This window comes from Brevundimonas phoenicis (genome assembly GCF_047237745.1).
In the GTDB taxonomy this organism is placed as follows: domain Bacteria; phylum Pseudomonadota; class Alphaproteobacteria; order Caulobacterales; family Caulobacteraceae; genus Brevundimonas.
The window spans coordinates 2881294-2905867 of the sequence record NZ_JBDFLN010000001.1; the positions used below are offsets into that span (position 1 = coordinate 2881294).

Consider the following 24574-nt stretch of genomic DNA (forward strand, 5'->3'; position numbering starts at 1 on the left):
TCCACGGGCGTTAACCCTGTTGGCACGGTCGTTGCGACGGGAAACGGCGAAAGGAGCCCGCTCGTGGAAAACGCCGCCTATATCGGACTGTCTCGCCAGATGACGCTTCGCCGCGAGCTGGACATCGTGGCCAATAACGTCGCCAACGCCGACACCACCGGCTTCAAGGTCGAACAGCTGATGGTCGGGACCGAAGTGGGTCAGCGCGCCCGCAACGACAATATCCGCCCCTCGGCCAGCTTCGTGCTGGACAAGGGCGTGGGTCGCGATTTCGGCCAGGGCACGCTGAAGCAGACCGGCCGCGAGCTGGACTTCGGTATCGAGGGCGAAGGCGCCTTCTTCACCGTGCAGACGCCGAACGGCCCCGCCTATACCCGCGACGGCGCCTTCGTGACCGACCCGGACGGGCGACTGACGACCAAGCAGGGCCTGCCGGTCATGGCCGACGGCGCCGAGATCGTTCTGGACCCGCAACGCGGCCCCGCCAGCGTCGGCCACGACGGCACGATCAGCCAGGAAGGCCAGCCGGTCGGCCGCCTGACCGTGGTGCGTTTCGACGCCCTGTCGGTGCTGCAGAAGTCCGGCGACGGCCTGTACCGCAACGCCTCGAACGCCCAGCCGATGGACGCGACCGACGCCCAGGTCCGCCAGGGGATGCTGGAAGGCTCGAACGTCAACACCCTCGTGGAAATCACCAACCTCATCGAGATCAGCCGCGCCTATGAGCGCGTGACCAAGATGATCGAAAACGCCAACGACCTGTCACGCCGCTCCGTCGAGCGGCTGGGCCGGGTTTCGTAAGGGAGAGCTGAGACATGCGCGCGCTTCGCACCGCCGCCACCGGCATGGCCGCCCAGCAGCTGAACGTGGAGGTCATCTCCAACAACATCGCCAACATGAATACGGTCGGCTTCAAGCGTCAGCGGGCCGAGTTCCAGGATCTGCTGTACCAGAACGTCGAGCGTATGGGGGCCCAGTCCTCGTCGCAGGGCACCGTGGTGCCCACCGGCATCCAGATCGGCTCGGGCGTCAAGGCGGGCAGCGTCTATCGCATCACCGAACAGGGCAGCCCCAACCGCACCGGCAACACCTACGACATCGCCATCCAGGGCAAGGGCTACTTCCAGATCACCCTGCCCTCGGGCGAGCTGGCCTATACCCGCGCGGGCAACTTCACCGTCAACGGCGAAGGCCAGCTGGTGACGGACGACGGCTATGCGGTCGAACCGGCCATCGCCATTCCGCAGGACGCCCTGGACGTCTCCATCTCCAAGTCGGGCCAGGTACAGGTCACCACCGCCGGCCAGACCGAGCCGCAGGTCGTGGGCCAGCTGGAACTGGCCACCTTCTTCAACGAAGCGGGTCTGGAAGCCATCGGCGACAACCTTCTGCTGGAGACGGCGGCCTCGGGTCCGGCCACGGTCGGGGCGCCCGGCGACGTCGGCTACGGCAATCTGCTGCAACACTACACCGAGGCGTCGAACGTCGACGCGGTCAGTGAGATCACCGCCCTGATCGTCGCCCAGCGCGCCTATGAGATGAACTCCAAGGTCATCACCACCGCCGATGAGATGCTGTCCGTCTCGGCCCAGGTGAAGAGCTGAAGGGAAGGCCTGAGCCATGAAGCGCGCCCTGATCCTCGCCGCCGCCGTCGCCGCATTCGCCGCCCCCGCATGGGCCGGGCCGGTCAATCTGCTGCCCGATCCGGTCGACGACGACGGCCGCATCACCCTGGGCGAGCTGTTCGACGACGCGGGCGCCGCCTCGAACGTCGTGGTCGGCCGCCGCGCCGGAGCCACCGCCGTTCTGGAGGCCTCCCAGGTGCAGATCGCCGCGCGCCGCGCCGGACTGGAGTGGAGCAATCCGACCGGCCTGCGCCGCATCGTGGTGCGCGAAGGCAGCGCCCTTTCTAGCGGCGTTTTGGCTGCAGAAGCCTCGGCCCGACCCGCGGCCGCCAGCGTCGGCGCGCCCGCCCGGGCGGGCTCCAGCGCCGAGGTTCTGACCTACGCCCGCAGCCTGGCCGCCGGCGACGTAATCCAGCCCGAGGACGTGGTCTGGGCCTCGGTCCAGTCGCACCTGGCCCCCGCAGGCGGCCCCCAGGACGCCGAGGCGGTAATCGGCCTTCAGGCCAAGCGCGCCCTGCGCGCCGGCTCGCCCGTCGGTCCGCGCGACCTGGCCTCGCCTCAGGTCATCGCCCGCAACGACATGGTCGAGGTCGCCTATATCAATGACGGCGTCGAGCTGACCGTCACCGGCAAGGCGACCCGCAACGCTTCGGCGGGCGAGGCCGTGCCGATCCTGAACGTCCAGTCCAACCGCACCATCGACGCCGTGGCCGTGGCCCCCGGCCGGGCCGTCGCCGGTCCCGCCGCCCAGATCGCCCGCCGCAACCCGCAACAGTTCGCCGCCCGTTGAGCGAGAGTTCCATCATGCGCCCCATCACCGTCGCCGCCCTGTCCTTGTTCGCCCTGAGCCTGGCCGCCTGCTCCACCGCCATCGAGGCGGTGAAGGGGCCGGAATTGGCGCCCATCGGCTATCCGGCCGCCCTGGTCCCGGTCGAGCAGGCCTATCTGCCCGAGCCGACCTCGGCCAGCGCCAACAGCCTGTGGCGCACCGGCGCGCGCAGCTTCTTCGGCGACCAGCGGGCGCGCCGCGTCGGCGACATCCTGACCGTCTCGATCGACATCAACGACCGCGCCCAGACCCAGAACACCACCCAGCGCAACCGCACCAACAGCGCCTCGGGCGGCGTCACCAACTTCTTCGGCCTGGAAAACAGTCTGGGCCGGGCCTTCCCCGGCGGCTTCGACCCGGCCAATATGATCGGCACGGAAGGGGCGGTGAACGCCAACGGTTCGGGCAGCGTCAACCGCTCGGAGCGGGTGAACCTGACGGTGGCCGCCGTCGTCACCGCCGTCATGCCCAACGGCAACCTGGTCATCCAGGGTCGGCAAGAAGTGCGCACCAACCGCGAGGTGCGCGAGCTGACCGTGGCCGGGATCGTCCGGCCCGAGGACATCTCCAGCGCCAACACCATCCGCCACAGCCAGATCGCCGAAGCGCGCATCAGCTACGGCGGGCGCGGCGACATCAGCCGGATGCAGGCGACGCCCGCCGCCCAGTCCCTGGTCGAGCGCTTCAGCCCCTTCTGACCCGCGTTCACCGAAACGTGTGTTTCCGGCCGCACCGCATCACTGAATCGCGCACGATCCAGCGGAGCCGTGAACCGTTAACAAGCGACCCGCGTTTGATCTGTCGAACGCGAGTGAACTTGTCATGCGTAAAACCGTCTTTCCCATCCTGGCCGTCGTGGGCCTGGCCGCGGTCGCGGCCCATGCGGCGACCCATGTTCCGTCCTCGTCCCGCACCGGCGCCGAGGCCGTCGCCGGCTGGCATATGCTGCACGAGGGGCCGATGGCCAAACTGGCCTATGGCCTGCCGGATTCCGACCAGCTGGCCCTGATGCTGACCTGCGCGCCGGGCGACGGCGCCGCGGTGGTCTACGGCGACGTCCAGCCGCGCAGCGCGGGCCTGATCCTGGCCTCGCACGAGCCGCAGCCCATCGACCCGCTGTCGAACGGCGAGGCCTTCGAGGCGCGCCTGCCGCTCGGCGACGCGGCCCTGACCGGCCTGGCGCGCGGCGGCCGCATGACGGTCCAGACCGAGGCCGGGGACCGCCAGCTGACCGCCACCCGCGCGGAGCGGCGAATGGTCCAGGGGTTTCTTAGCTATTGCGCTTCGGGACATGCCTGACCACAGTCCCCCGTCTTCCTCAGCGGGGGCTGAAACATGACCTCAATGCTCGGCCTGGTTCAGGCCACGTTGCTCTCCTTGGCCGTGCAGACGGCCCCTCAGACCGGGGCGCATCCGCCCGCAGAGCGGCCCCAGGCCGCATCGCCCGCCCGGTCCGCCCGCCCGTCCGAGGGCTGGACCTGGACCCTCTACAGCGGCGACGGTCCCCTGGTTCTGGCCAATGAGATTCCCGACACGCCGCGCCTGCGCACCACGCTGGAATGCGCGCCCGGCTCCAGCGTCGTTCGCCTGGCCTTCCATGACGCGCCCGGCGCCGACGGCTTCGCCGTCATCCGCTCCGGCAGCGCCTCGGCCGAGGTCGAGGCCCGCGCGCGACGCGGACGGCTGGAGGCGACGCTGCGCGCCGACCATCCCGTCTTCGCCGCCTTCCTGGCTTCAGGCCGCCTGACCCTCGCCCTCGGCGATCAGACGACCGCCATCGAGATCGATCGGGCGAATCTGTCCAAGCTGCGCCGCTTCGCCGAACTGTGCACCGGATAAGGACGAGGATGCGCCCTGCCCGCTGGCTGACCGCCGCCGCCTTCATCACCATGAGCACCCTGGGCGCCTGCGCTCCCAGTATCGCCCCGCTAAACACGACCGGCGCGCCCTTGCCCGTCGCCGGCTACGACTGGTTCCTGAACGAAGACCCGGACGAGCCGCGCCTGTCCTATGGGCTGGCCCAGTCCGACGACGTGCCGCTCAGCCTCATGTGCGCGCCCGGCTCGGGCAAGATCGGCCTGTCCCTGGCCGCCGATCAGGCGCCGAACCGTCGCGCCATCATCCTGGAGTCGGGCGGCGACACCGAAACCTTTCCCGCTCGCGTCGAGGCAGCCGACATGCACGACGGCGTCCACCTGGTCGCCACGGCGCCCGCCTCCCACCCCGTCTTCCTGCAGTTTCGTCGCGTCGGCTGGCTGGCGGTGTGGGACGGGGACCAACGCGCGATGATGGCCGCCCAGCCCGGTTCGGAAGGTCGCGCGGCGCGTTTCCTGGCGTTGTGCCGCTGAAGGCTTGACCGCAGCGGCGCGGTCCGCTCCCCTCCCCGCCAGTTCTTGGGAGGGCTTTAGTTCATGCGTCATCTTCTTCTCGCCGCCGGTATCGGCCTGTCGGGCCTTGCGGGCGTCGCCGCCCTGCCGGCCCAGGCCGCTGTCGTTCAAAGCCAGTCGTCGGCCGCCGCCGCGCTGGACGCCTTGCTGGTCGATTACGAAGCCTATCTGCGTCAGAACGACCCCATCGGCTCGGGCATGGACGGCGACCGCGCCGCCCTGTCGCGCCTGCCCGACGCCAGCCGTGCGGGCGAGCTGGCCCGTCGCGCCCCGCTGAACGCCCTGAAGGCGCGGCTGAACGCCATCAACCCGGCCGCGCTGGACGAAGCCCACCGCCTGAACCACGCCTTCGTCGGCTATCTGATGGGCCGCGAACTGGAGCGGATCGAACTGGACCCGTCGCGTCTGGCCTTTGATTCCGAAGGCGGTCCCGGCCAGCTTCTGGCCTATCTGGCGCCCGCTGCGCGCATCGCCACGGCCGCCGACGCAGAGGCCTGGCTGGCCCGGCTGGAGGCGGCGCCTGCCTATTACGACGCCGGGATCGCCAACACCCGGCGCGGGCTGGAGACCGGCCTGATCCAGGCCCGTTCGGTGGTCGACAGCGCCCTGGCCCAGGCCGAGCGCGACCTGAAACCGGGCGAGGCGGGCGACGTCCTGCTGCGTCCGTTCAACGCCCTGCCCGCCACCATCCCCGCCGCGCAGCAGGAGCAGTTCCGCGCCCGCGCCCGCACCCTGGTCGAGGGACCGATCACCGCCCGCCGCACCGCCTGGCGCGACCTGCTGCGCGACGAGTACGCGCCAAAGGCCCCGCAGGAGCCGGGCCTGGTTCACCGCCCCGGCGGCCGCGACCTGTACGCCTTCCTGGTCCGCAGCCACACCACCACCGACCTGACGCCCGATCAGGTGCATGAGATCGGTCAGCAGGAAGTCGCCCGCATCCGCGCCCGCATGGAGACGGAAATGCGCGCCGCCGGCTGGACCGGCGACTTCGCCGGCTTCCTGACCTTCCTGCGCACCGACCCGCAATTCTACGCCAAGACGCGCGAGGAGTTGCTGGAGAAGGCGTCCGAGATCGCCAAGCGCTCGGACGACCGCCTGCCGTCGCTGTTCGCCACCCTGCCGCGCCTGCCCTACGGCGTGCGCCCGGTGCCGATCGAGATGGAGGAAACCTACACCACCGGCCGCTACAACGCGGGATCGATGGCGACGGGCGTGGCCGGCGGCTACATCGTCAACACCGGCAAGCTGGACCAGCGGCCCCTGTATGAACTGCCCGCCCTGACGGTGCACGAGGCCGTGCCGGGCCACCACCTGCAGATCGCCCTGCAACAGGAAGCCGCCGACCAACCCTATTACCGCCGCGACGCCTCGGTCACGGCCTTCAGCGAAGGCTGGGGCCTCTATTCCGAGTTCCTGGGCGAAGAGATGGGCATCTACCGCACGCCCTATGAGCGGTTCGGCCGCCTCAGCTATGAAATGTGGCGCGCCTGTCGTCTGGTGGCCGACACCGGCCTGCACTGGCTGGGCTGGAGCGAGGAACAGGCCCGCGCCTGCTTCCGCGACAACTCGGCCCTGTCCGCGCACAACATCGAGACCGAACTGCAGCGCTACATCGGCGATCCCGGTCAGGCCACCGCCTATAAGATCGGCGAAATCCGCCTGCGCGAAATCCGCCAGAAGGCCGAGCGCGAGCTGGGCGACCGCTTCGACGTGCGGACCTTCCACGACGCCCTGCTGGTCGACGGCGCCCTGCCGCTGGCCCTGCTGGACGCGCGCATGGACCGCTGGATCGCCGAACAGAAAACCAAGACCCGGTAAGAAAGCCTCTCTCCGACATGAATTTCATCAAGCGCATCTTCGGCTCTGTGCAGCCGCGCTATCTGATCCGCGCCTATGTGCTCAGCGCCGCCTTCATGACGCTGATGGTCTGGATGATGCTGTCGGCGGGCGGCGCCCAGCCCCTGCATGACCGCGCCGCCACCCTGGCCGTGTTCGGCGTCGGCGCCCTGCTGTTTCCCTTCTCCAAGCTGGTCTGGGACGAGATCAAGCGGGTGATGATGGGCGAGACCGTCTTCTTCATGAACGCCGTGATCCTGATGTTCCTGAAGGTGCTGGTGAACTTCTTCCTGTGGGGCTTCTCGATCTTCATCGCGCCCGTGGGGATTCTCTACCTGTGGTTCCGATCGCGGAACGCCGCCGCCTAAAGCCCCAGTTCGGCCCGCCCCTTCTTCGTCAGCTTGGCGGCGATCAGGGCGTGGGCCGACTTCAGGTGATCGGCCAGTTCATCATCCGGCCAATCGCCCGGATCGGCCAGATGCACCCACTTCGCCCGCGCCAGATAGGGGGCCGGCGCCGCCCGCCCCGCCTCGGTCAGCACCTCGTAGGCGATGTCGGAGACCTTGAACGACAGTCCGCCCTCGGCCCCGATGATGGCGAACATCTTGCCCCCGACCTTGTAGGCGTCATGGCCCGGCCCGAACGGGTGATCCATCGTCGCCCCCGGCAAGGTCAGGCAGGTCTTGCCTACGCCCGCGCGATCCATCCTAAGCCCCGACGCCCAGGCCGATCGGGCAGACCACGCCTGTCCCGCCGATGCCGCAATAGCCCGCCGGATTCTTGGCCAGATAGCCCTGGTGATAGCCCTCGGCGAAGTAGTAGGGCCCGGCCGGTTCGATCTCGGTCGTAATCGCCCCGCGCCCCGCCGCGCTCAGCGCCGCCTGATAGGCCTCGCGCGAGGCCAGCGCCTCCGCCTGCTGCGCCTCGTTCAACGTATAGATGGCCGAGCGATACTGCGTGCCCTGGTCGTTGCCTTGGCGCATGCCCTGCGTCGGGTCATGGTTCTCCCAGAAGGCCTTCAGCAGGCCGCCGTATGAAATCCGGGCCGGATCAAACACCACCTGCACCACCTCCGTGTGGCCGGTGCGGCCCGAGCAGACCTCCTCATAGGTCGGATTGGGCGTGATCCCGCCCGCATAGCCCGCCGAGGTGACCCACACGCCCGGCAGTTGCCAGAACACCCGCTCCACGCCCCAGAAACAGCCCATGCCGAACACAGCCGTCTGCGCCCCCGCCGGATGCGGCCCCTTCAGCGCATGCCCCAGCACAAAGTGGGTCTCATCGGTCGGCAACGCCTCGGCCCGGCCCGGCAGAGCCGTCTCAAGCGTGGGCAGTTCAGCATTCTTCTTCAACAACATGGCGCGAACTCCGCGAAAACAGCGTCTTCGCCTATATGGAGGCTTCAAGGGCGCTTGCCCATGGGGACGTCATGCTCTAATCAGCCCCTCCCGTCGGTCCGCTCCCGACGGCTCCGCCCCGGACGCATCCGGGCTTCAGGTGGAATGGACAGGTGGCCGAGTGGTTGAAGGCGCACGCCTGGAACGCGTGTATAGGGGCAACTCTATCGAGGGTTCGAATCCCTCTCTGTCCGCCACACCATCGCAATTTCTCTCATTTTCAGTCCGTTACCATTCGATTTGGCTGACTTCCCAGTCTGGTTGACCAAAGCTTGTGCGTGTTGCATGTCGCCAATCATAGCGAAAGCGTCTTGCGTCAGCAGCCGCTGATCCCCCGCCTGCGCACCTCATTCTTTCGAACCTCGGTGAGAACGCCCCCGCCTTCTCGGCTGGAAACGCCTCATCATCGCGGACGCGCCGATCGACAAGAACAGCCGCGGCCGCCCTCCGGAGGGACATGCACGTGACCATGTTGCGGGCAAGCCTCCTCGTTGACATGCGCGCGCCCGCCTGAAAGAACGACGTCACTGCTGGGAAACAAAATCCATGACGAACAGCCCCTTGAGCGCCGACGCCCAGGCGATTATGACCTTCGAGGCCAACAAGAAATCGGCTGGCGTCGCGTATTTGTTGTGGTTCCTCGCCGGCGGCTTCGGCGGGCACCGCTTCTACATCGGCCGCACAGGCTCCGCCGTGACCCAATTGCTCCTGTCGTTTTTCGGCTGGACCACGATTTGGTTTCTAGGTTTTGGGCTGCTTTTCCTCATCCCGCTCGGGATCTGGTTGCTCATCGACCTCTTCACGTTGGGCGGGATGGTGGCTGAGCACAATAACACGCTCATGCAACGCCTGAACTCCAGCCCCGCACCGCGCGCCGCGTCCGTTGATGAACTGGCCAAGTACGCAGCGCTGCGTGACAGCGGCGCCATTTCCGGCGATGAGTATGAAGTTCAGAAGCGTCGCCTGCTGGACGTACCGGCCGCCGTGACGCCGTAGGACGTCACATTCGACCAAGCGCCGACGTTACACGGTTCACCGCCCGTTCACGATCAGACGAACGTCCCGCTGGACCGGCGCGCTTCCGGCACGGCTGGCCAGAGTGTCTTTTCTTGCCCGTCAAGATAATGAAACTTAACGCTGATTCACGATGGCGTTTAAGCGCCCGCTAAGGCTGTCTGATCGGCGAGCGTTAAGAGCCCCTCCCTTATGGTCCTGTTGCAATCAGGAGCCCATGAGGACGCCATGACCAAGTTGATGCGATCGCGCCGCCACGCGCTTCTCGCCGCCGTCGCCATCGCCGTGACGGCTTTCGCTTCGCCGCAGATCGCTTCGGCCGGCCCCAAGGCTGGCGGTTCCTATCAACTGCGCGCGGTCGTACCGGTCGCGTGCTGGGTGAGGCCCGACGCGACCGTCGTGGCGGAAACCGGTCGGACAGGTTCGGTGATCGAAGCCTGCAACAGCCCCGGAGGCTTCACCGTCTCAGCGGCCTACCGACCGCTCAAACAGACGGAGAAGGCGCGCATGACCTATGGCGAACGGTCATTAAACCTGACCAAGAGCGGCAACCTGGAGCTGCGTCGCTCCAACATGGCCGCCGTCCGCACCATCGCCTACCGTTTCGACGACGTACAACTGGAAGAGCCGCTGATCCTCGCCTTGACGATCCAGCCAATCTGATCCGAACGCTCAACCCCAGCCCCCCCTCCGCCGATACGTCGGCGGAGGGTTTTGTTTGCCTGTTTGCGGATTACCCTTGGGCGCTGCACGGGCTTGAAATTTACAATCCCCTCTTTCGATTTTACATAATGACGTCGTTCGCTGATCGATATAATGTCGAGGGAAGCGAGATGGGGTCTGCGGACGCCAGATTGTCCACGGAGGGAACGGGTGGGCCTGCAGGGAACGGCAGAGGCGCGTCGATTCTATGAAATTGAATCGGTCAATGAAGCCGCCTGCTCTGAAGCCTGGAGCAGAAGCTGCAGCCGCGCTGCGATGATCATTACGCCCAGCCTCCACCTTCTGTGGAGCAATGACGAAGGGCGGCGGCTTCTGGACATCGACCGAGATCTTGGAGAGGTCGGCGGGCGGCTGAGCTTCGCACAACGCACCGGCTTGTTCGCCTTCGCCGCCTTTCTCGAGAATTTGGGTGACGAGCCTAGAGCCTGGGTTCTGGCGCGACGTGACGGCGGCGGAGACTGCCTGATCATCCGGGCTGTGCGGATCGCGCTCGGCAAAGCCGACGCAGTCATCCTGGCTTTCAGCGACACCGCAGGATCACGCCGCCTATGGGCCGATTTCGGCCCCGCGCTCGACCTCACCTCGGCGGAGACGACCCTGCTGAAACGTCTGGTCGACGGCGCTACAGTGACGGAAGCCGCACACGACCTCGGCGTGACCCTGGAAACCGCCCGCACGCACGTCAAACGCGCCTACGCCAAACTGGGGGTCAGCAGCCGCGAAGAGATGTTCGCCAAGATATCGCCCTTCCGACTGTCCTGATCCGTCAATGATGATCAGGCTGGAGGACACGGCGGCGGGTCACGCACGATACGTACAACCTCATCCGAACGTTCATGGCCCACGCGCATCGTGGTCGTACGGCTGACTTCAGAAACCCATCCATCCGTCACGTAAAGGGTCGCGCGCGTATCCCGCTTCATGCTGTCTGTCGCACCGGCAGAGCCCGGCCCTTCCGCACTGAGCGATCGCGTGAGCAGAAGCCCGCATCCGTCAACGGATCGGGAAACCGATTGCACCCCTGATCTGGCGGTTTCGCCCGCGCTCTGAACCGGCTGCTCGAAACGCCCTTCGGTCAAGGGCTGGCGCGGCTGCATCTCCGCCAGGAGGGCCACATCGCTCAACAGTTGGGAAAGCCGAACCTCTGACGACAACGTGTCGAGCCCCGCCACCAAGACGTCCCGCTCACCCTTCGTCAGTCCGAGGGAACCAAGCCGAGCGGCGTAGGCGTCTCGTACGGCCGGCCAATCCTCGAACGCAATCGGCCGCCCAGCGCTATCCGCAGAGATAACCACGTCCACCCCGATCCAGGCTTTGAGAAGACGCTCCAGATCGGGAGCGCTGCTGTCAGTCAATGAGGCCTCCAACAGCCTGAACCGGAGCGTCACTCCCTCCGTTGAGGCCGCCATGGTCTCGAGCTCGAATTTCTGGCGGTTGACCTGACGCGCGTCGCCGCCCGCCCCGGATGAAGAGAGTTCGGTCTCGCTGACGAAGACGCGTCGATCACCGACAGCGTCCGCTCGATGTTGAACCTCAAGGACAGCCGCAGGAGCAGCATCAGGCGTAGCGGCGTCCTGCTCACCGACAAACGCCAGAGCGTAAAGGGCCGCCAAAAGGGTTTTCATGCCGGGCTCCGTCAACGAATTCGACAAGGGGGAAGGCCGCCCCAATTCGCTTACGCGGCGAATTTCATCGAATAATCATGAAATTAACTATTTTTTCTTCGAGCGCGTACCCCAAATGGGGGACGATTAACAAAAGCCTAACGTGCTCCTTAGCCCTCGAACGAGGGAGCGGCGACCGACGCCGGGGAGCAGATGCGAACAGCCTGTATGCTTGCAGTCGCCATGCTGGTCGTCGCGGGTACGACGGCGAAGGCGGACGACGCCGGGCGCAAGTCACTGGCGCTCGAAGCCGTCGGGCGGATTTCACCGCGTTGCGATATCGGCGCCCTGGGCGGGGTCGATTTCGGCGACTTGCGACGTAGCGGCCTGGCCGTCGAGACGCGCTTCGGCCTGAGTTGCAACGTCCCGTTCGACATCAATCTGCGCTCCGCCAATGGCGGACTGGCGCATGAAAGCCTGCCCCGCGGACAAGGGCCGTACAGCGGCCTGGCGGCCTATCGCCTCGCCATCAACGTGCCCCTCGAAACCGGACATCCGGGCCGCGGCGGGCGCGGCGGCGCGGCGGCGGGCGATTTCACCAGCCGGCAGTTGCAAGCGGGACAAGTGATCTCAAGCCGTGGCGGCGTCGCCTTCGACGGCGGCAGCCTGAACATCGAGATGATGGAGCCCGAAGGCGCCGGCCTGTTGGCGGGGCGCTACTGGGAAACCGTGGAGATCAGCCTCGTTCCGAGGCTGTAAGGACCGGCGATGGACGCAACGCATATCGAGCGTCGAGCGGATGCCTGGCGCCCCAGAGGGGCTGCTGAGCGGACGGTGCGGAAGCTCGGCGTGTGCGGCGCGGCCAAAGCGGGTGTGACTGGCGCAATCCTGCGCACTTCTTGGAGGAAGACTGAAATGAAAGCCTATCAACTGATCGCCGGCGTCGCTGTGCTGGCCCTCTCCGCGACCGCCGCTTCGGCCGGCAGCTTCAGCCAGAGCGCGGCTCACCTGCCGATCGTCGGCAGCATCAGCGGCTCGGGCCAGGGCTCGGCCATCGCCGGCCAGAGCGCCAACGCCCTGTCGACCTTCTTCGGCGGCGAGGAAGTCGCGTCGTGGATTTCGGCCTCGGGCAGCGTCGCCAACAACATCGGCACCGCCGGCAACGCCACCGCCAGCTTCACCCTGCGCGGCGAGGTCTCGCAAGACTGCTCCTTCTACTCGGGCAACATCAACACCGTCCTGAACTTCGGCCAGATCGGCATCAACACGCTGGACAACGGCGGCGTTGACGACGCCTTCGACATGGCCGGAGCCGCCAACGCCTCGATCGAGACCAACACTGCAGGCTGCAATACCCGCAACGAAGTCCGCATCACCAAGGCCAACGGCATTGCCGGCATGAAGTCCAACTTCGCCGGCGCCTTCGACGGCGCCCAGTTCCAGGCCAACCTGCCGTACAAGGTGGATGCGACCTGGACCGGCGTTCCCGCCGGCGCCGGTTCGGCGACCGCCTCGACGCAAACGCTGACTGTCGACACCACCGAAGCCGGCGACCTGAAGGTCCAAGGCGCCTGGAAGTCGCACTTCAACGTCAACATCAACGTGCCGGTCCCGAACAAGTCGCTGGTCTCGGGCACCTATCAGGACACCCTGACGATCGAACTGGCCGCCATCTAAAAAACGGCCCAGTGACGAGAAGAAGCCCGCCCGGCCCTGTCGGGCGGGCTTCAAGCATCAGTACGCACGTCATTCGCGTATCAGTGGCACGAATTCTGCATGACGTCGGTACACGAATGCGCAGGCCGTGGGGGAGAATAAATATGGGACTAGGGCTGAAATATCGGACCGCGATGCGCGCCGACCAACCAAAGAAAAGATCCCGTATCGGGTTAATTCTGGCCGCTACCCTGTTCCTGGGAATCACCGCCACCGCCGTCGAAGCGATGCGCGTATCGCCCATGGTCGCGGAAATCTCTTCGCGCGGCGCCGGCTCCTCCGCCCGGATCGAGGTGCAGAACCTCGCCGCCAAAGCGCTGCCCTATGAAACGCGCATCACGCGCATCTCCTTCGACGAGGACGGCAAGCTTGTCGAAACGCCCGCGGATGAGGACTTCCTGGTCTTCCCGCCGCAAGGCGTCGTGCCTGTACGCGGCCGCCAGGTGATCCGGGTCCAGTGGGTCGGAGACCCCGACATCGACGTATCGCGCGCCTATTACGTCGGCATTCGCCAGCTTCCCGTCGAATTGGAAGAGGGCGCCAGCGGCGACCTCGCCGCCCAGGTTCAGGTCGTCTATCATATGAAGTCGCTCGTCACCGTAGCCCCTCCGGGCGCAACGGCGGACGTGTCCGTGGTCAGCGCTCGCGCGATCGAAATAGACGCCGCCCCAGCCGCCCCAGTGATTGATGAAAGCCTCGGCGGGACCGGTGAGGCTACGCCTACGCAGACCGCCGACAAGGTTCCCGGCGTCGAGGTCCGCGTGCGCAACGCCGGCCGCCGCTACGCCCTGATGAGCGGCGCCACATGGTGGGTCGAGGGAAGCGGCCCGGACGGAACCCGCACGGAAATCCGACTGGACGCCTCCACCGTCAATGAGGCGGTGGGCGCCGGCTATCTTGAACCTCTGAAAGGCGACCGGACCTTCTATCTGCCCACCAGCGTCGCCTTCTCGCCTGACGCGCCGATCAAGGTGCGCTTCAGCCAATGAAGCCCCGCATGGTCCCCACGGCGATTCTGGCATCCGTGCTGGCGTCAAACGGCGCGGCCCCCGCCAGAGCGGCTCCGCTCCCAGAAGACGCGCCCATCATCACGGCCCCTCCCTTGCTCCAGGATTCGCCTCAGGAAAGCGTCGCAACCGGCGCCACGCTTCAGGCTCCGGATCAAGCAGACGTTCAGACAGCGTCCACGGGTCAGACCGACGCAGCGCCTGCGGCCGCCGTTCGGCCGAACATCAACCCCTACAACCGCGACATCACCCTGACCGCGCCTCTGACCTTCAATCGGCGGCCGCTGGGGGAGGTGCCGGTAACGCTAACGCGCGACGACCGTTTCATCGTCGATTCAGCGGGCTTTCTTGAACTGATCGCTCCCCTGCTAACCGATGAGGCCGCTGCGGCGCTCACGATGAAGCTGGCCGGTCAGCAGGGTTTCGAAGGCGACGAATTGGCAGATCAGGGCGTTTCGCTCGAATACGATCCGACGGCCCTGTCTCTGCTGGTAGTGCGCATCGCCCCCAACCTGCGCCGCCTGGAAGTCTTGTTCGAACGCGGCGGCCCCGAAGAAGCAGGCGCGTCTCCCCTTCCCTTCTCGGCCTTTCTGAACGCGGCGGCGTCCTGGAGCTATCGTCACGCAACCAGCGAAGCTCCCGCGCCGAATGTTTATCTAAACGGGGCCGGCCGCTGGCGGGGCCTGGTTCTGGAAGCCGAAGTTCAGGGACGCGAAACGCTGGGATCCGGCGACTATGAATGGCTGAGGCGCTACGCCCGTTTTGTCTATGATCAACCGCAGGAATACAGGCGCTGGACCGTCGGCGACCTCAACCCCGAGTTCCGCGGATTGCAGGGGTATGCCGATGTCGGCGGCGTCGGGGTGACGCGCCAAAGACGGCGTTTCGATCCTTATCGTCCGAACGTGTTCCGTCAGGATCGCCAACTGCTGCTGCAGAGCGAATCCACCGTCCGTATCCTGCGCAATGGCGCCCTAGTGCGCGAACTGCGCCTGGATCCTGGCCAGTACGACCTCTCCAACCTGCCGGTACAGACAGGCAGCAACGACCTGGAAGTCGTAGTGGTGGACGGATCCGGCGCATCACAGTCCTATCGCTACAGCGCCTATATCGACTCGATCGACCTCGACCCCGGCGAATATGAGTATGGTGGTTACTTCGGTGTCGTCGGGCGGCCCAGCTTCGGCCAGCCGGATTATTCGGATGGCGACCTAGCGTTCACCGGCTACTGGCGCAAAGCCTTCATCGACAGGCCCGCATTAGGCGTCGGGTTTCAGGCCAGCGAACGGGTCCAGATGGCCAACGCCCAGACCCAATTCATCCTGCGCAACGGGTCGCGCCTGAACCTTCAGGCCGGCGCCAGCAACAGCAACACGGCCGGCAGCGGCTACGCCCTGGTCGCAGCCTACGACTTCTACATCGACCGCCCCACGACCTCGGACTTCTTCACGCTCCAGTTCGAACATGTGTCGGAAGGCTTTGCGACGCTTTCGGACCCGGACGCGTCCAACCCAATCGCCTGGCAGGCCTATGGCCAGTATTCTCGCGTCTTCTCCGATCGTCTCTACGGCAGCGTGGGCTTGGCCTACAACAAATCGCGAGACAACGCCGGACTGGGGGATTCCTTCCGCTCGGACCTGACGGCCAACTACGCCATCAATCGCCAGTGGAGCGCCCAGGCGGGCGTGAACTACCTCAAATATGAGGACACGCCCGGCGGCCGCCGCGACCGCGACGGCTGGGGCTTTACCTTCGCCCTGACCTGGCGGCCGTCCAGCGACGTGCGCGCTGACGCGCGTTACGATTCCAACCTGAACAGCGCCAGCGCCTCCTTCTACAAGATCCCCGAAAATCTGGCGGGTTCGATCGGTTATTCCGCTATCGCCACCTATGACGACGGCCCCGCCAGTTTGACGGGCGGCGTCGACTATGTCGGCAACCGTTTCAACGCTTCGGTCTCGCACGCGGGATACGGCCAGGACTTCGGCTCCATCAGCGACCAGCAGGTCACGACGGCCAGCGTCTCGACGGCCATCGCCTTCGCGGGCGGCAAGGCCGCCATTGGCCGGCGCGTCGCCGACAGCTTCGCCATCCTGTACGGCCACCCCAGCCTGGAAGGCCGTCCGGTCATCGCCGGCGAAGTCCTGCGCGACGGCCGCTATTCAGCGGCCAGCGGCCCCCTTGGCCCCGTGCTCTATCCCTACCTGGGATCATACGTGAACGATTCCGTCTATTACGACGTCATCGACGTACCGGCCGGCTACGATATCGGCGAGGGTGTCCGGCGGGTGCGGCCGGCCTATCGCAGCGGCTACGCCTTCGAGATCGGTTCGGACGCCTTCGTCAGCGCCGTGGGCTCCGTCACCGGGCGCGGAGCCGCGGGCCCGACCCCCTTGTCGCTGATCGGCGGTCGCGTGATCGCCCTGGACGAACCGGACGCCCCTTCCCAGCCCTTCTTCACCAACAGCGTCGGTCGCTTCGCCGTCCAGGGGCTTAAGCCGGGCGGGCGCTATCGCGTCGAACTGTTCACCGACCCCAGGGGCGGCTTCGACTTTACCGTTCCGGGCGACAACGACGGCCTCTACAATCTGCGTGTCATCCACGTCGACATCGCTGCGCCTGAAGGAGATTGAGCATGAGCGTTCTTCAAAAACGTGCGTCGTCCGCCTTCGCCGGCATGGCGCTGATCGCGTCGCTCGCGGCGCCCGGAGCCGCCACGGCGCAGGCGTCGCGCCCGGCCCCCGGTTGCCAGGTTAGGATCGAGCCTCAGCAGGCGCGATGGGAGATCCGCGGCTACGACCCCTATGGCGACGATGCGGCCTTCGCCACCTTCGACATCGCCTGGTCAAACGACGGTGCAGCCGCCTGTGAGGGCGAGGTGGAAGTCAACACTGTGGGACAGCCGTTCGGTTTGCGGCCGACCACAGGACCGAGCGGCCGCTGGTCCACCCTGCCCTACAGCCTGACGGACGAGTATTCCGCGGCGAACCTGACGCCGGTAGCCGGCCGATCCCAAGCCCGTTCAAGCGGAGCGGCCTTGGCGCTTCAGCCGGGCGCGCGCGTCACGCGCCGCTATCGTCTTGAAGTCGATGTCGATCAACTCAGCCAGGACGGCCTGTTCGAACAGCCGGTGCAATTCGCCTTCCGCGCCAAGGACAATCGCATTTCAGCGGAGAAGCTGCTGGTGCTTGCGCTCAACGTCCAGCCGTCGGCCGTCATGGGCCTGCGCGGCGCATTCACCCGCACGGACGGCGGCGGCCGGATCGAACTGGGCGAACTGGCCGAAGGCGGGACCAATCTGCCGCTGCAGGTGTGGGTCAAGAGCACCGGCGGCTATCGCGTCGCGGTGTCGTCGCGCAACAAGGGCCGCTTGGTGCTGGCCGAGGACTCGTCCTGGTGGGTGCCCTACCGCCTGAGCCTGGGCAGCCGCTCCATTAACCTGGGCACGGGTGGTCAGGTAGAGAGCCGCAAGGGCACCGGCCTGGGCGAAGACGCATATGATCTACAACTGCAGGTGGGTGAGACGGCGCGGCGTCGGGCCGGTCTCTATTCCGACCTGATCGAACTGACCGTGGCGCCGATCTGAGCCGCAGGCGCTTTTCGCCAGGTTTTCGGTTAAGGGGCGGGCATGAGTCTTCCCCTTCTTCCCGACCGGACCTGTGGCGGCTGCGTCGAGTGCTGTCGCGTGATCCCGCTGGACCTGCCTGAACTGGCCAAGCCGACGGGAGAGCTGTGCGGCTATTGCGTCGATGGGGCCGGGTGCTCGGTGCACGAAATCCGGCCGCAGACCTGCCGCGTGTGGTTCTGCCTGTGGCGCGCGGTCGAACTATCGGACAACTGGCGCCCGGACCGCAGCGGCGTGATCGTGCGGCCCGACGGGGTCGAGGACGGGGTGATCACCCTCTATGTCCTGCGCCGCTCGGACTTCCTGGCGGGGATGGAGTTCTTCGTCACTGTGGCGGGCTGGATCGCCGAGGGTATCGAGGTGGCCTTGAGCGTCCCCGGCCCGGTTGGAACCTATCCCGCGCGCGCCCTCGTCACCGACTGGTTGCGCCCGGCGATCGAGGACGGCGATCCCGAAGACTTCCTGGCCCGCGTCCTGGCCTCGCTGGAGCGGCTGGCGCAGCACGACTTCCAGCCGGACGGGATCACCGCCCGCTATGCGGTGGCCTGATCCTTCTCCCCTTGTGGGAGAGGGTGCTCAAGCAGCCGAAGGCGGTAGCACTCTCAGAGCCTTCTCCCCTTGTGGGAGAAGGTGGACGGCGAAGCCGGACGGATGAGGGGTGCGAGGAAACAGGTTAGCGGCTTCCGATCAAACGCAGAGCCGACACCCCTCATCCGGCCCTGACGGGCCACCTTCTCCCACAAGGGGAGATACATCTACAGCTGAGACAGAAACACGCCTGTCCCAAAATGGTTAACGACATCAACGACGTGCATCATTTTGGGATAAAATACAGGCAGTTAGGCTGTGAACGATCCATGGGACCAATTGGGACCACGGATGCCCACTTAGGACCACTGATGGTGGTTCCAGCGGTGGTTCAGATTCCTCTCTGACTGGCCCAGCCGTTGCGGAACTTCCTCCGTTTCCCACTACGGAGGTAATCAGTTGACTACGTCTATCCCCACCCGACTGCGGTTAACCAACCGCGTTGTCGACGACCTTGTCGGCCTGCCGCCCGAACAACGGGCACGGCGCTACTGGGACACCAGCGTTCCAGAATTGTATCTTCAGTTTAGTCGTGCTGGCACGCCTAGCTTCGTTCTTCGTTACACCAAGCTTGATGGTTCAGATGGCGACTACGCCATTGGCAAAGCCGATCGGGTGACTATCGACAGCGCTAGGGCTGTTGCCAAGGCCGCGCTCAACGACCTCGAAGCACACGATGTCGACCCCGTGGAGGCCAGGCGGCGGCTGCGCTTGGATGCTCGGGTGCCTAAGCTGACAACTTTCGGCGACATTATGGAGGACTACATTGAAAGCAAAAGCACGTTAAGACCCGGCGCGGCGGAACACGATGACGTCTATTACCTCCGCCGCTATGTCTATCCTGAGTTGGGCGCCCGCAAGTTCGAGACGATCACGGTCCAGTGCGTGCTCGACCTGCTTACCTCTATCAAGAATCAGATCGCCGCACGGAATTGTCGCAAAGGCGCAAACGGTAAAACCACAGCGAATGTGTGCCACCGAGCAATCAAACGCGTCTACCGACGTGCGGTGAACAAAGAGATTGCCAGCCGGAATCCGGGTGACTTCCCGTGCCTGTTTCCCATCCGCCGAGCGAAGCGTCGTGGCCGCCTCGATGAAGGCCGGTTCAATCTCTTCTGCGGCGTTTTGGTGCAGCGTTGCCAACAGAAGTCCTGGCGGCGGATTCCACTCGCGATCCTGCTCTATATGCTGACGTTGCAGCGTCCGATCGACATAGCGCGCGCCAAGCGAGATCATTTCGATCTCAATCGGCGTATCTGGATCATCCCGAATGATTACACCAAGACCGGATATCCGTATCACATCCCGCTTTCGGAGCAGGCGCTTCGGTTGATCCGCATCGCTATGGCGATGAGTGACAGCCAGTACCTGTTTCCGGGCGCGCAACCCGGTCGGCATCTCAATGAGCAGTCCTTGTCTGCGGCCTGGGCGCGATATCGCAACGAGATCATCGCGAGCGGCGTGCTGGATGATCGCGACATCGAACTCTACGACTGTCGACGTTACGGACGAACGCAGGTTCGTAAGAAGCTGGGCTTTGCCAATGAGGTTGCTGAGGCCGTGATCAACCATGTCGGCGAAGACCACAGTCCCTCCCAGCTCTACGACGTGGGTGAAATGTTGCCCGACATGGCGCAGGCTCATGCCGCATGGAGCGCAGAGGTCGATTGCCTGACTCACGGACGCCTTTCGGCCTTGCTGGATCGCCTTGAAGATGAGGCGGATTGATCGCCTCGTCTCCGGCTCTGCGCGCTCGCTCGCTCGCGACGATGATCGCGGGCGGGCGAGCGTGTTTTGCACGCCAAGTGCATCTTGCGGTGCGCACCATATTTCCATAATATTGGAAATATGGAATCAGAAGTTGCCATCCTTGCCCTCGCAGCCCTGGCGCAGCCGACGCGGCTGGAGACCTTCCGCTTGCTGGTCCGGCACGAGCCCGAGGGTCTGCCCGCCGGCGAGGTCGCGGATGCCCTCGCCGTGCCGGCCAACACCATGTCGGCGCATCTCGGAGTTCTGTCCCGCGCCGGTCTGATCAGTTCGGAGCGGCGCAGCCGGTCGATCATTTACCGGGCTGACCTGGACCACCTCCAGGCGCTGGTCCTGTTCCTGCTGAAGGACTGCTGCCAGGGCCGCGCCGAGCTGTGCGAGCCGCTGCTGGCCGAACTCTCGCCCTGCCGCGCCTGAGGTCATCATGGACGTCGTCATCTATCACAACCCCGCCTGCGGGACGTCGCGCAACGCCCTGGCCCTGATCCGCCACGTCGGGATCGAGCCGCATGTCATCGAGTATCTGAAGACGCCGCCCAGCCGCGCCATGATCCTGGAACTGGCAGAGCGCATGGGTGCCCCGCTGCGCAGCCTGCTGCGCGAAAAGGGCACGCCCTTCGCTGAACTGGGCCTCAATGATCCCGCCCTGACGGACGATCAACTTCTGGACGCCGTCGAAGCCCATCCGGTTCTGCTAAATCGCCCCATCGTCGTGTCGCCGCTGGGCGTGAACCTGTGTCGGCCGTCTGAAGCGGTTCTCGATCTTCTGCCATCCGAAGGTCTGAAACCCTTCACCAAGGAGGACGGGGAAGTCGTTGTCGACGCCGAGGGTCGGAGGGTCCGCTGATGGTCAATGCCGTGATTACTGAACAGCCGCAGCGCCGCCTGTCCTTCCTGGACCGCTGGCTAACATTGTGGATTTTCGCGGCAATGGCGCTGGGCGTGCTGCTGGCCACGCTTGTGCCGGGCCTTCCCAGTTGGATCGACGGCCTGTCGGTTGGCACGACCAACATCCCCATCGCGATCGGCCTGATCCTGATGATGTATCCGCCGTTGGCGCGGGTGAAATACGAGGAACTGCCGCGCGTCTTCGCCGACAAGCGCGTGCTGCTCCTGTCCCTGTTCCAAAACTGGGCGCTGGGGCCGGTGCTAATGTTCGCCCTCGCGGTCATCTTCCTGCGTGATCAGCCGGAATACATGACCGGCGTCATCCTGATCGGCCTGGCCCGCTGCATCGCCATGGTGCTAGTCTGGAACCAGTTGGCGCGCGGCGACAACCAGTATGTGGCGGGCCTGGTCGCCTTCAACTCGATCTTCCAGATCGCCTTCTTCAGCCTCTACGCCTGGCTGTTCCTGACCGTGCTGCCGCCCCTGTTCGGGCTGGAGAGCAGCGTAGTCGACGTCAGCGTCTGGACCATCGCCGGCGCCGTCCTGGTCTATCTGGGCCTGCCCTTCCTCGGCGGCTTCCTGACCCGGCGGACCCTTGTCGCGAGGAAGGGGAACGACTGGTACGAGACGCGCTTCCTGCCGCGCATCGCTCCGATCACCCTGATCGCCCTGCTGTTCACCATCGTCGCCATGTTCAGCCTGAAGGGCGGCGAAGTGGTCGCCCTGCCGCTGGACGCCCTGCGCATCGCCGTCCCCCTGACGATCTACTTCTTCGTCATGTTCGTGGTCAGCTTCCTGATGGGGCGCCTGATCGAGGCGGACTATCCGCGCACCACGGCCCTGGCCTTCACCGCCGCCTCCAACAATTTCGAACTGGCCATCGCCGTCGCCATCGCCGCCTTCGGGCTGGCCTCGCCGGTCGCCTTCGCCGCCGTCATCGGCCCCTTGGTCGAGGTGCCGGTGCTGATCCTGCTGGTCTCGGTCGCCCTGTGGCTGGGCCGCCGCTACTTCCCCGCGACAGCCCCGAAGAAGGACGCATGCTGATGGCCTTCAACGTCCTGGCATTGCCCGAGCCCACCCCTGACCTGATCGCTGCGCTCAAAGCCGCCGACCTGCCGACGGACGACCTCCAACAACCCGGCCGTCATTTCTACCGCTTCGAGGACGATGCCGGACTGATCGGCTACGGCGGACTAGAGCAGATCGGCCACGACGCCCTGATCCGCTCCATGGTCGTCGTCGATGCCCGTCGCGGCGGTGGTCTGGGCGCGGAAGTCCTCTCATGGCTGGAAGCCAGCGCGGCCGAGCAGAAGGCGACCGCCCTCTACCTGCTCACGACCACGGCGACCGCCTTCTTCCAGCGACAGGGCTACGTCGTCCTGCCGCGTTCGGCTGCGCCGGCCGCCATCGCCGCCTCCCGGCAGTTCAGCACTCTGTGCCCGGCCTCGGCGGCTTTCATGTTCAAGGAGTTGCGTACTCAATGACCCGTCTTCGCGACCTGCCCGATCCCGACCACCTACCAGCGCTGGACCCGGCCTACCTGTCCAGCCAGCCTGCACTCGGTCTTGGCCCGAACGATCATCCGCCGCGTATCCTGCTGCTCTACGGCTCGCTGCGGGATCGGTCCTTTTCCCGACTGTGCGTCGAGGAAGCCGCGCGCCTGCTGCGCTTCATGGGCTGCGAGACGCGTATCTTCGATCCATCCGACCTGCCGCTGACCGATCAGGTCGACTACGACGACCATCCCGCCGTCCACGAACTGCGCGAGCACGCCCTGTGGTCGGAAGGCATGGTCTGGAGCAGCCCCGAGCGCCACGGCCAGATTTCCGGGATCATGAAACTCCAGATCGACCACCTGCCGCTCAACATGGGCGGCATGCGCCCGACCCAGGGCCGCACCCTGGCCGTCATGCAGGTCTCCGGCGGCTCGCAAAGCTTCAACGCCGTCAACACCCTGCGCCTCCTGGGCCGCTGGATGCGGATGATCACCATCCCCAACCAATCCAGCGTGGCCAAGGCCTTCATGGAGTTCGACGACGACGGCCGCATGAAGCCGTCCAGCTATTATGACCGCATCGTCGATGTGATGGAGGAACTGGTGCGCTTCACCGTCCTGACGCGCGCCCATGCTGGCCAGTTGGTGGATCGCTATTCCGAACGGAAATCCTCAGGCGTGCCGATCGATGCGGCCAATGATCTGTCCGCCATCGCGATCAGGTCGGCTTAGCGCTTCAGTTTAATCCGCATGTCGAACTGTCTGACGAGGCGAGTTTTGGAAGGCGATGATCTGCGAAAGAAGCCATGATGCCACCGCTGTGGTTACAGGCCCCCAGGAGATTGGCTATGTCCAGATGACGTCCGACGGCCCTGGTGAACTTCGCCCCCCGCATCTGAGTTATGGGGCCCTCTTCATGCAGTTTCTGCGCTTCGGCACCCTGGCGTTCGGCGGTCCCGTCGCCCAGATCGCCATGATCCGACACAGGCTGATCGACGAAGGTCGATGGATGTCGAGCGAGCGCTTCAATCGGCTGCTCGCCGTCCTTCAGATTCTACCTGGCCCGGAGGCGCATGAACTCTGCGTCCACCTGGGCATGAGGGCCCGAGGCCGGATCGGCGGCGTCCTCGCCGGGCTCGGCTTCATGCTGCCCGGCCTCGTGCTGATGCTGGGGCTGGCCTGGCTCTACTTCTCGATCGGCGTGAAGTCGGGCTGGATGACCAGCGCCTTCATCGGCGTTCAGATCGCTGTTTTGGCCGTGATCGTGCGAGCCGCCCACCGGATCGGCCGGCACGTCATGGTCGACCGCAGCCTCTGGTTCATCGGCACCGCCAGTTGCGCGGCCTCGCTGCTGGGCGTGAGTTTCTGGCTGATCCTGCCGGCCGCCGGCGCAGCCTACGCCCTTGCCCAAAGGGGCCGTCGTCTTGAAGCGGCCGTGCTCTTCCTCATAGCGCTCTCGGCCGGTCTGGCGGTGCGCTACTGGCTCAACGACCACGGAGCGCCCCCTGTCACGGCGGCGGCCCTCGCGCCGATGAGCGTGTCCGTCGCCGCTCTATTTTTCACCGGCCTCAAGGCGGGTCTTCTGACCTTCGGCGGCGCCTACACCGCCATCCCCGTCATGCGCGCTGACGCCGCAAGAGGCGGCTGGATCAGCGACGGCCAGTTCTTGGACGGCGTCGCCCTGGCCCAGGTGATCCCTGCGCCCCTCATCATCTTCGGCACCTTCGTCGGCTATGCCGGCGGCGGGTTTCCAGGCGCTATGGCGCTGACGGCCGGCATCTTCCTTCCGGCCTTCAGCTTCTCCCTCATCTTCTATGATCGGCTGGAGTTGGTCCTCGAGAACAGGTCGCTGCACGCCCTGCTGGACGGCGTCGCCGCCGCCGTCGTCGGCCTGATCGTCGCCACCGTCCTTCAACTGGGGGCCTCTCTGGTCGGCACTGTTCCGTATTGGCCGCTGGCCCTGGCGATCTTCGGCGCCGCCCTAGTCGCCGCCTACCGCTGGCGGGCGCAACTGGCGATACCTATCACCTTGGTCGCGGCCGGTCTGGCGGGAGCCCTCGCCTTCTGAGGGGA

28 protein-coding genes and 1 tRNA gene are annotated in these 24574 nt (G+C 65.7%); 26 read left to right on the plus strand and 3 right to left on the minus strand.

Features of this window, described 5'->3' with window-relative positions; all coding sequences use genetic code 11:
- The first annotated feature begins 63 nt into the window (after positions 1-63).
- From flgF to ABC419_RS14500, 9 genes are all read left to right on the plus strand, one after another.
- Complete coding sequence (gene flgF, locus ABC419_RS14460) at positions 64-801, plus strand: flagellar basal-body rod protein FlgF (protein ID WP_125902242.1); 738 nt, start codon at positions 64-66, stop codon at positions 799-801.
- Between the two features lie 14 nt (positions 802-815).
- A complete protein-coding gene (flgG, locus tag ABC419_RS14465; RefSeq protein ID WP_046651706.1) occupies positions 816-1604 on the plus strand; it encodes a flagellar basal-body rod protein FlgG in 789 nt (262 codons plus the stop codon).
- Between the two features lie 16 nt (positions 1605-1620).
- Positions 1621-2415 carry a flagellar basal body P-ring formation chaperone FlgA gene (gene flgA, locus ABC419_RS14470; RefSeq protein ID WP_412877003.1) on the plus strand — a complete coding sequence of 265 codons (795 nt, stop codon included), beginning with the start codon at positions 1621-1623 and terminating at the stop codon, positions 2413-2415.
- Between the two features lie 11 nt (positions 2416-2426).
- Positions 2427-3152 (plus strand): flagellar basal body L-ring protein FlgH, encoded by a 726-nt coding sequence (flgH, locus tag ABC419_RS14475; protein WP_368924580.1) that lies wholly within the window; start codon positions 2427-2429, stop codon positions 3150-3152.
- Positions 3153-3276: 124 nt separating this feature from the next.
- Entirely contained in the window at positions 3277-3753 is a 477-nt protein-coding gene (locus ABC419_RS14480) for a hypothetical protein (protein WP_125902245.1), read from the plus strand.
- Between the two features lie 36 nt (positions 3754-3789).
- Positions 3790-4293, plus strand: coding sequence for a hypothetical protein (locus tag ABC419_RS14485; RefSeq protein WP_412877002.1), 504 nt, complete (start codon positions 3790-3792; stop codon positions 4291-4293).
- Positions 4294-4301: 8 nt separating this feature from the next.
- Complete coding sequence (locus ABC419_RS14490) at positions 4302-4802, plus strand: hypothetical protein (protein WP_412877001.1); 501 nt, start codon at positions 4302-4304, stop codon at positions 4800-4802.
- Between the two features lie 63 nt (positions 4803-4865).
- Positions 4866-6659, plus strand: coding sequence for a DUF885 domain-containing protein (locus ABC419_RS14495; RefSeq protein ID WP_412877000.1), 1794 nt, complete (start codon positions 4866-4868; stop codon positions 6657-6659).
- 17 nt (positions 6660-6676) lie between these two features.
- Positions 6677-7045 carry a hypothetical protein gene (locus tag ABC419_RS14500; protein ID WP_412876999.1) on the plus strand — a complete coding sequence of 123 codons (369 nt, stop codon included), beginning with the start codon at positions 6677-6679 and terminating at the stop codon, positions 7043-7045.
- On the opposite strand, the gene ABC419_RS14505 is transcribed toward ABC419_RS14500, so the two are convergent.
- Entirely contained in the window at positions 7042-7383 is a 342-nt protein-coding gene (locus ABC419_RS14505) for an MmcQ/YjbR family DNA-binding protein (protein WP_412876998.1), read from the minus strand. The two genes, ABC419_RS14500 and ABC419_RS14505, sit on opposite strands and share 4 nt — an antisense overlap.
- Before the next feature lies 1 nt (position 7384).
- Positions 7385-8035 carry a peptide-methionine (S)-S-oxide reductase MsrA gene (gene msrA / locus ABC419_RS14510; protein WP_200165997.1) on the minus strand — a complete coding sequence of 217 codons (651 nt, stop codon included), beginning with the start codon at positions 8033-8035 and terminating at the stop codon, positions 7385-7387.
- Positions 8036-8181: 146 nt separating this feature from the next.
- Between msrA and ABC419_RS14515 the strand changes: the two genes are divergently transcribed.
- The 4 genes from ABC419_RS14515 (at position 8182) to ABC419_RS14530 (ending at position 10573) form a co-directional block, all read left to right on the plus strand.
- Positions 8182-8271 (plus strand) — tRNA-Ser (locus ABC419_RS14515).
- Positions 8272-8620: 349 nt separating this feature from the next.
- On the plus strand, positions 8621-9070 hold the full coding sequence (locus tag ABC419_RS14520; protein ID WP_412876997.1) for an NINE protein: 450 nt from the start codon (positions 8621-8623) through the stop codon (positions 9068-9070).
- A 246-nt stretch (positions 9071-9316) separates the two neighbouring features.
- Positions 9317-9751 carry a hypothetical protein gene (locus tag ABC419_RS14525; RefSeq protein WP_368924484.1) on the plus strand — a complete coding sequence of 145 codons (435 nt, stop codon included), beginning with the start codon at positions 9317-9319 and terminating at the stop codon, positions 9749-9751.
- A gap of 315 nt (positions 9752-10066) precedes the next feature.
- On the plus strand, positions 10067-10573 hold the full coding sequence (locus ABC419_RS14530; RefSeq protein ID WP_125901705.1) for a helix-turn-helix transcriptional regulator: 507 nt from the start codon (positions 10067-10069) through the stop codon (positions 10571-10573).
- Positions 10574-10587: 14 nt separating this feature from the next.
- Here ABC419_RS14530 and ABC419_RS14535 read toward each other — a convergent pair whose 3' ends face one another.
- Positions 10588-11436 (minus strand): hypothetical protein, encoded by an 849-nt coding sequence (locus ABC419_RS14535; RefSeq protein ID WP_412876996.1) that lies wholly within the window; start codon positions 11434-11436, stop codon positions 10588-10590.
- 222 nt (positions 11437-11658) lie between these two features.
- On the opposite strand from ABC419_RS14535, the gene ABC419_RS14540 reads away from it, so the two are divergent.
- The 13 genes from ABC419_RS14540 (at position 11659) to chrA (ending at position 24569) form a co-directional block, all read left to right on the plus strand.
- Entirely contained in the window at positions 11659-12174 is a 516-nt protein-coding gene (locus tag ABC419_RS14540) for a hypothetical protein (RefSeq protein WP_412876995.1), read from the plus strand.
- 156 nt (positions 12175-12330) lie between these two features.
- Positions 12331-13092 carry a spore coat protein U domain-containing protein gene (locus ABC419_RS14545; protein WP_200165859.1) on the plus strand — a complete coding sequence of 254 codons (762 nt, stop codon included), beginning with the start codon at positions 12331-12333 and terminating at the stop codon, positions 13090-13092.
- Between the two features lie 281 nt (positions 13093-13373).
- A complete protein-coding gene (locus tag ABC419_RS14550) occupies positions 13374-14120 on the plus strand; it encodes a fimbrial biogenesis chaperone (protein ID WP_200165857.1) in 747 nt (248 codons plus the stop codon).
- Between the two features lie 113 nt (positions 14121-14233).
- Positions 14234-16771 carry a fimbria/pilus outer membrane usher protein gene (locus ABC419_RS14555; protein ID WP_412876994.1) on the plus strand — a complete coding sequence of 846 codons (2538 nt, stop codon included), beginning with the start codon at positions 14234-14236 and terminating at the stop codon, positions 16769-16771.
- Between the two features lie 2 nt (positions 16772-16773).
- Positions 16774-17724, plus strand: coding sequence for a hypothetical protein (locus ABC419_RS14560; protein ID WP_412876993.1), 951 nt, complete (start codon positions 16774-16776; stop codon positions 17722-17724).
- A gap of 42 nt (positions 17725-17766) precedes the next feature.
- Positions 17767-18312, plus strand: coding sequence for a hypothetical protein (locus ABC419_RS14565; protein WP_289648532.1), 546 nt, complete (start codon positions 17767-17769; stop codon positions 18310-18312).
- Between the two features lie 438 nt (positions 18313-18750).
- A complete protein-coding gene (locus ABC419_RS14570; RefSeq protein ID WP_303682714.1) occupies positions 18751-20079 on the plus strand; it encodes a tyrosine-type recombinase/integrase in 1329 nt (442 codons plus the stop codon).
- A gap of 120 nt (positions 20080-20199) precedes the next feature.
- Positions 20200-20535, plus strand: a complete 336-nt coding sequence (locus tag ABC419_RS14575; RefSeq protein WP_303682713.1) for an ArsR/SmtB family transcription factor — start codon at positions 20200-20202, stop codon at positions 20533-20535.
- A gap of 7 nt (positions 20536-20542) precedes the next feature.
- Positions 20543-20965 (plus strand): arsenate reductase (glutaredoxin), encoded by a 423-nt coding sequence (gene arsC, locus ABC419_RS14580; protein ID WP_303682712.1) that lies wholly within the window; start codon positions 20543-20545, stop codon positions 20963-20965.
- Positions 20965-22050 (plus strand): ACR3 family arsenite efflux transporter, encoded by a 1086-nt coding sequence (gene arsB, locus ABC419_RS14585; protein ID WP_412876992.1) that lies wholly within the window; start codon positions 20965-20967, stop codon positions 22048-22050. Before arsC ends, arsB begins: the two co-directional genes overlap by 1 nt.
- The gene (gene arsN2 / locus ABC419_RS14590) at positions 22050-22490 is read left to right on the plus strand and encodes an arsenic resistance N-acetyltransferase ArsN2 (protein WP_303682710.1); all 441 of its coding nucleotides are present in this window, start codon (positions 22050-22052) and stop codon (positions 22488-22490) included. The genes arsB and arsN2 overlap by 1 nt, the downstream gene beginning before the upstream one ends.
- Positions 22487-23233 carry an arsenical resistance protein ArsH gene (gene arsH / locus ABC419_RS14595; protein ID WP_303682709.1) on the plus strand — a complete coding sequence of 249 codons (747 nt, stop codon included), beginning with the start codon at positions 22487-22489 and terminating at the stop codon, positions 23231-23233. Before arsN2 ends, arsH begins: the two co-directional genes overlap by 4 nt.
- Positions 23234-23417: 184 nt before the next feature.
- Positions 23418-24569 carry a chromate efflux transporter gene (gene chrA, locus ABC419_RS14600; protein WP_303682708.1) on the plus strand — a complete coding sequence of 384 codons (1152 nt, stop codon included), beginning with the start codon at positions 23418-23420 and terminating at the stop codon, positions 24567-24569.
- Positions 24570-24574: the final 5 nt, after the last annotated feature.